Below are 5,794 nucleotides of genomic sequence, written 5' to 3' on the forward strand. Positions count from 1 at the left end.
CGCCGCTTATTTCAGAGATATCGTTTTTTAGGTCGTTTATGGCATCAAAAATGATTTTGGCTTTACTAGCATAAATTTTTCCCGCATGCGTAAGCGAAATGGGATTACTCGTGCGGTTAAAAAGCTGCGTTCCAAGCTCACGTTCCAGTGATAAAATGCTCTGTGATAGCGACGGCTGCGGGATTTTAAGTGCCTCGGCAGCCTTAGTAAAGCTGCGGAATTCTGCTACTTTTAATACTAGCTCCATGCGATGCAAATTCATTTAGCCTCTCCAATTGATAACTTAATTCTTATGAAATGATACACTAAATAATATTTGACTTATGTTAAAAATGAAACTAAAATTACGCTTTTAGTTTAGAACTTTAAACTTAAGCTAAGAATTTCTCAAATGGAGAGGAAAATGAGTGAATCAAATTTCAACAGACGCGATTTCTTAAAATCCGCCTGTATCAGCGTCGGCGCACTTAGCCTTAGCGGCTGCGTGGATACCGACAAGAGTAAAAGCGCAGACGGCGGCAACGAAGGCGGCCTTCCTAGTGTGGACGTACTTATCATCGGCTCGGGAGGCGCGGGTCTGCGTGCAGCCGTAGCGGTAAGAAAGAGCAATCCAAATCTTAGCGTCGTCGTAGCTACGAAGATGATGCCTTCGCGCAACGCCACCTGTATGGCGGAAGGCGGTATCAACGGCGTTACGAGTTTCGCAAATGGCGATTCGTATAAACTCCACGCCTACGATACCGTAAAGGGCGGCGCATATCTCGTAGATCAGGACGCCGCGATTAAATTTTGCGAGCTTGCGGGCCCTACGATTGCCGAGATGGATTACATCGGCACGCTGTTTTCCAGAAATGCTAGCGGCGGCGTGGATGGCAAAGAAAGCGGCGTCCCGGGCGGCGTAGCACAGCGCTTTATGGGCGGCGCGTCTAAAAAACGATGCAACTACTCCGCCGATAAGACGGGTCATATCTTGATGCACGCCTGTTTTGACGATGCGGTCAGCAACGGCGTGAAATTTTTAATCGATCACGAGTTACTTGAGATCAGCGCTCCTGACGGCAAATGCGAGGGCGTCGTGCTTCGAAATATCCAAACCGGCGATTTTTATCCGGTGCTTTGCAAAGCCTTGGTAATCGCAACGGGCGGATATACGAGGATGTTTTACAACCGCACCTCGGTGCCTTATATCGCTACCGGCGACGGTATCGCGGCTGCGCTGCGCGCGGGTCTTGGATTTAGCGATCCGGAGATGGTGCAGTTTCATCCCACAGGCATCAAAAGCGGCGGCGCGCTCATTACCGAAGCTGCGCGAGGCGAGGGCGGATATCTGCTCAACAACAAAGGCGAGCGCTTTATGAAAAACTACCACGAAAAGATGGAGCTTGCGCCGCGTGACGTCGTAGCTCGCGCGATCGAAACCGAGATTCGCGAGGGTAGGGGCTACGGTGAGGGGCTCGGCGCATACGTGCTGCTTGACGTAAGACATCTTGGAAAAGATAAAATTTTAAAAGCCCTTCCTAAGATCAGACACACCGCCATTTTGTTTGAGGGCATCGATCTGATCGAGGAGCCGATTCCGATTCGTCCTACCGCTCACTACTCGATGGGGGGCATTGAAGTCGCAAAATTTGACGATATGAGCACTAAAATTTCGGGGCTTTACACCGCGGGCGAAGCGTCTTGTATCTCGATTCACGGCGCAAACCGCTTGGGCGGAAATTCTTTAACCGACGCCGTCGTAACGGGCAAGCTCGCAGGGCTCGGCGCAGCGGATTACGCTGCAAAACAAAGCGGTTTTGGTGACGGTAAAAGAGCGAGCGAGCTGGCGCAAAAATGGCAGGCTAAATTTAAGCAGATCGCAAACGGCTCGGGCAAGGCAAACGAGATGTATGAGTTGCGCGAAGAGCTAGGCGCGCAGCTTTGGGACAATATGGGTATCTTTAGAACCGGCGAGAAGCTCGATCTGCTTTCGCAAAATTTAGAGGGCATTAAAGCGCGCTACGACGAGCTGCATGTCGCGGATGCAAATCCGGTTATGAATACTGCATTTACCGATTATGTCGAGCTTGGAAATTTGATCCTGCTTGCGCGCTGTGCGTGTTTGGCTGCGCAAAAGAGGCTGGAAAGCCGCGGCGCGCATACCAGAGAGGACTATCCGAAGCGCGACGATAAAAATTTCTTAAAGCACAGTATCGTGACGATGAACGACGCAGGCGAGCTAAGCTTGGGCTACAAAGAGGTCGTCGTTACGGAATTCTCTCTTGACGGAAGGAAACCTCAATGAAATTTATCATAGACCGCTTCGACGGAAGCAAAAATTATAAGCAAGCCTACGAGCTTAGTTTAGAGCAGATCAAAGGAAAGACTCTGCTTGGAGTTTTGCAATTTATTAAGCAAAATTTAGACATCACTTTAAATTTTACCGCAGCGTGCCGTATGGCGATATGCGGAGCCTGTGCCGTGAGGGTAAACGGGCACTCATATCTTGCCTGCGATACCAAGATGGAGGCTCTGCTTGCGGAGTATGAGAACCCGGATAGCTTTACGATCTCGCCGCTAAATAATTTCCGAGTGATTTCGGATCTAGTGGTGGATTGGGAGCCTAGTATCGAGAATTTAAGAAAGATCAAACCGACCATTACGCCTAAGAAAGAATTTAGCGCCGATAAGGGCTGTAAACAAAGCCCGGAGCAGATGGAGCGCGTCAAAAAGCAGTGGGATTGTATCCTTTGCGGATGTTGCGCTAGCGAATGCAATAAACTTGGAGCCGATGCGAGCGATTATATGCAGCCTTTTGTTTTCACGCATGCTAACCGCGCCACGTTTGATTCAAGAAGCAGGGACGCTATGCCTCATCTAAAGCCTGCGGTGCTAAACGGATTATGGCTATGCGTACACTGCCAAGAGTGCGCCGATCGCTGCCCTAAAGGCATAAGCGCTCAAAGCGATATTACTGCACTTCGCGCTCTAGCGATGAAAAAAGGCTTAACCGCAGGAAGCGGTCCGGGCCACGCAGAGGCGTTCCTGCTAGATATCGTAGAGGGAAGCGGAAGATTAAACGAGATCAAGCTCGCTTTAAGAAGCGAAGGCGTATTTGCAAATATGGGCAAGATGGACGTAGCGGCAAATTTGATGATGGCAGGCAAGATGAATCCTTTGCACGTATTCGGAGGCGAGGAGATCGAGGGACATGCAGGACTCGTTAAGATGATAGAGGCCGCACGCAAAGCTCAGGCTAGCGGCGAGATAGAATAAGGAGGAGAGGATGAATAACGAATTTGCATTTTTCCCGGGTTGCGTTTTAAGTCAAGCCGCAAAGGAATCTAAAATTTCACTTGAAGCGATCGCTCCGGTGCTGGGTATTAAACTTCACGAGATAAAAGGCTGGAGCTGCTGCGGGGCTAGTCAAGCTCAATGCGTCGATCCCATGGCAAGCCTAGTAGCCAATGCCAGAAACATCGCGCTAGCCGAGGGTATGAATATGCCTCTGCTAACTACCTGCTCCACCTGTATGCTAACTCTAACCAAGGCTAAACTTACTCTAGATAAGGGAGCCAAAAGCTATATCAATACCTTTTTAAAAGAGGGCGGCATGCAGTATCAGGGAAGTACCGAGATTACGAGCCTGCTTTGGGTGCTATATCAAAGCTTAGATACATTAAAAGCTAAAGTCGTTAGACCGCTAACAAACTTAAAAGTAGCTCTATTTTACGGCTGCCATTCATTAAGACCGGAGCGCGAGCTTAAGAAAGAGAGCTCAACCAATCCAAAAAGCTTTGAAGCGGTAGTTAGCGCACTTGGTGCTCAGATAGTGCCTTTTGAAAAACGCCTTGATTGCTGCGGCTTTCACGCTAGCTATCCTGCGGTAAAATCGGTATCTAAAATGTCAAGCGAGATCGTAAATGACGCTGCCGAGCATGGAGCGGACGTCGTAGTTACCCCTTGTCCGCTATGTCAGATGCAGCTAGATATCTATCAGGAGCGATACCAAGAAGCGATGAACTCAAAGGCAAGAAAGCCGATCATCCACCTATCTCAGCTGGTAGGTCTTGCACTTGGGCTAAGCAACGAGCAGCTTGGGCTAAACATCAATATCCAAGATGCAACGAGATTGGTAAGCTGATCTTTGAGAAATTTCTAAAGATTTAACGGATGATTTTACAAAAATACTTCGCTGCGGCGCACAACATAGTGCGCCTTGTGAGTATTTCACAAAATCATCCAACCTACGCTTACTTATTCTAAAATATTTTCCGCTACTATAAAATTCTTGGATGAAATTTCACTGCTTCGTAAATTTAACGCTTCATAAAATTTAATGCTTTCTCCGCCGTAATTTAACGTTTCGCCCGCTGCACTAAATTTTAATCCGCCTTTTATTTTTAAATTTAAAACCTGCTAGACGATGAATAAATATAAAATTTTAATTAAATCTAATGAAATTTAAGGTGCATGAATTCTAAATTTTGATAGAATGCCATTTAAAAATATCCTAAATTTCAGGAGGACATTATGGTTGATTTAGCTCAAATTTCGGCTAGACTTGATGCCGTTGAGCGTTTGCCGCAAATAAAAGCGGAGGAAAGCATACAAGAAAGGCTTAAGAGCAAGGGTTTTTCGCGCCGCGATTTTATGAAATGGAGCGGAGCGATGACCGCGATGCTAGGGCTCCCAGCCGCATTTGCGCCGAGCGTGGCGCGAGCTGCGGAGCTTGCGGATCGCTTGCCGGTGATCTGGCTTCATATGGCGGAGTGCACGGGCTGTAGCGAGAGCTTGCTACGCACCGATACGCCTACGATCGATAGCCTCATATTCGATTACATCAGCCTAGAATACCACGAGACGATAATGGCTGCCGCAGGCTGGCAAGCCGAGGAAAATTTAGAGGGCGCGATCGAAAAATACAAGGGGCGCTATATCTTGATGGTAGAGGGCGGAATTCCAAGCGGCGAGAATGAATTTTTCCTAACCGTGGGTCCTGAGGGCAAGAGCGGAGCTCAGCACTGCAAGCACGCTGCCGAAGGAGCTGCGGCGATATTTGCGATCGGCACCTGTTCGAGCTTCGGCGGTATCCAAGCCGCAGCTCCGAATCCGACCGGCGCCGTAGGTTTGGACAAAATCATAAACAAGCCCGTCATCAACGTCCCGGGCTGTCCGCCTAGCGAAAAAAATATCGTCGGCAACGTGCTAAATTTCATCCTTTTCGGCACGCTTCCAAGCCTTGACGTTTATAACCGACCTAAATGGGCTTACGGGCTGCGCATCCACGATCTGTGCGAGCGCCGCGGACATTTCGACGCGGGCGAGTTTGTAGAAAGCTTCGGCGATGCGGGCGCGAAGGACGGATATTGCCTTTATAAAGTAGGCTGCAAGGGCCCTTATACGTTTAATAACTGCTCGCGCGAGCGCTTCAACTCCCACACTAGCTGGCCGGTACAGGCGGGTCACGGCTGTATAGGCTGCTCGGAGCCTGATTTTTGGGATCATATGGGACCTTTTGAAGAGCCTTTGGCGGATCGCCTTTACGAAAGCGTTTTCGGCGGGCTCGGCGCTGATGCTACCGCTGATAAGATAGGTGTCGGAATTTTAGCGATCACGGGTGTTGCGGTAGCGGCACACGCGGCGATTGCGTCATTTAAGAAAGATAAAGGGGAATAATCATGTCGCAAAGAATCGTAATAGATCCGATAACCAGAATAGAGGGACATTTAAGAATAGAGGTCGTAGTAGACGATGAAAACGTCGTCCGCGAGGCTTATAGTAGCTCGACGCTATGGCGCGGGCTTGAGACCAT

General features: G+C 48.9%; 6 protein-coding genes. 5 read left to right on the forward strand and 1 reads right to left on the reverse strand.

Features of this window, described 5'->3' with window-relative positions:
- Positions 1-247: LysR family transcriptional regulator (locus Q0340_RS00005; protein WP_298081635.1), on the reverse strand; the 247-nt coding region annotated here is incomplete at its 3' end.
- A 156-nt stretch (positions 248-403) separates the two neighbouring features.
- Here Q0340_RS00005 and sdhA point away from each other — a divergent pair.
- From sdhA to Q0340_RS00030, 5 genes are all read left to right on the forward strand, one after another.
- Positions 404-2,284 (forward strand): 8-methylmenaquinol:fumarate reductase flavoprotein subunit, encoded by a 1,881-nt coding sequence (sdhA, locus tag Q0340_RS00010; RefSeq protein WP_298081636.1) that lies wholly within the window; start codon positions 404-406, stop codon positions 2,282-2,284.
- Positions 2,281-3,255, forward strand: coding sequence for an 8-methylmenaquinol:fumarate reductase iron-sulfur subunit (sdhB, locus tag Q0340_RS00015; protein WP_298081637.1), 975 nt, complete (start codon positions 2,281-2,283; stop codon positions 3,253-3,255). The genes sdhA and sdhB overlap by 4 nt, the downstream gene beginning before the upstream one ends.
- A 10-nt stretch (positions 3,256-3,265) precedes the next feature.
- Positions 3,266-4,123: an 8-methylmenaquinol:fumarate reductase membrane anchor subunit gene (gene sdhE / locus Q0340_RS00020; RefSeq protein WP_297896025.1), complete on the forward strand. Its 858-nt coding sequence runs from the start codon at positions 3,266-3,268 to the stop codon at positions 4,121-4,123.
- Positions 4,124-4,512: 389 nt separating this feature from the next.
- Positions 4,513-5,658: a hydrogenase small subunit gene (locus Q0340_RS00025; protein ID WP_298081638.1), complete on the forward strand. Its 1,146-nt coding sequence runs from the start codon at positions 4,513-4,515 to the stop codon at positions 5,656-5,658.
- 2 nt (positions 5,659-5,660) lie between these two features.
- A partial coding sequence (locus tag Q0340_RS00030) for a hypothetical protein (protein ID WP_298081639.1) occupies positions 5,661-5,794 on the forward strand: 134 nt, incomplete at its 3' end.

Origin of the sequence: uncultured Campylobacter sp. (assembly GCF_938045595.1) — a bacterium.
Lineage (GTDB): Bacteria > Campylobacterota > Campylobacteria > Campylobacterales > Campylobacteraceae > Campylobacter_B.

Coding starts and splice junctions, on each gene's coding strand:
- sdhA (WP_298081636.1), top strand. CDS start 404: ATGAGTGAATCAAATTTCAACAGACGCGATTTCTTAAAATCCGCCTGT.
- sdhB (WP_298081637.1), top strand. CDS start 2,281: ATGAAATTTATCATAGACCGCTTCGACGGAAGCAAAAATTATAAGCAA.
- sdhE (WP_297896025.1), top strand. CDS start 3,266: ATGAATAACGAATTTGCATTTTTCCCGGGTTGCGTTTTAAGTCAAGCC.
- Q0340_RS00025 (WP_298081638.1), top strand. CDS start 4,513: ATGGTTGATTTAGCTCAAATTTCGGCTAGACTTGATGCCGTTGAGCGT.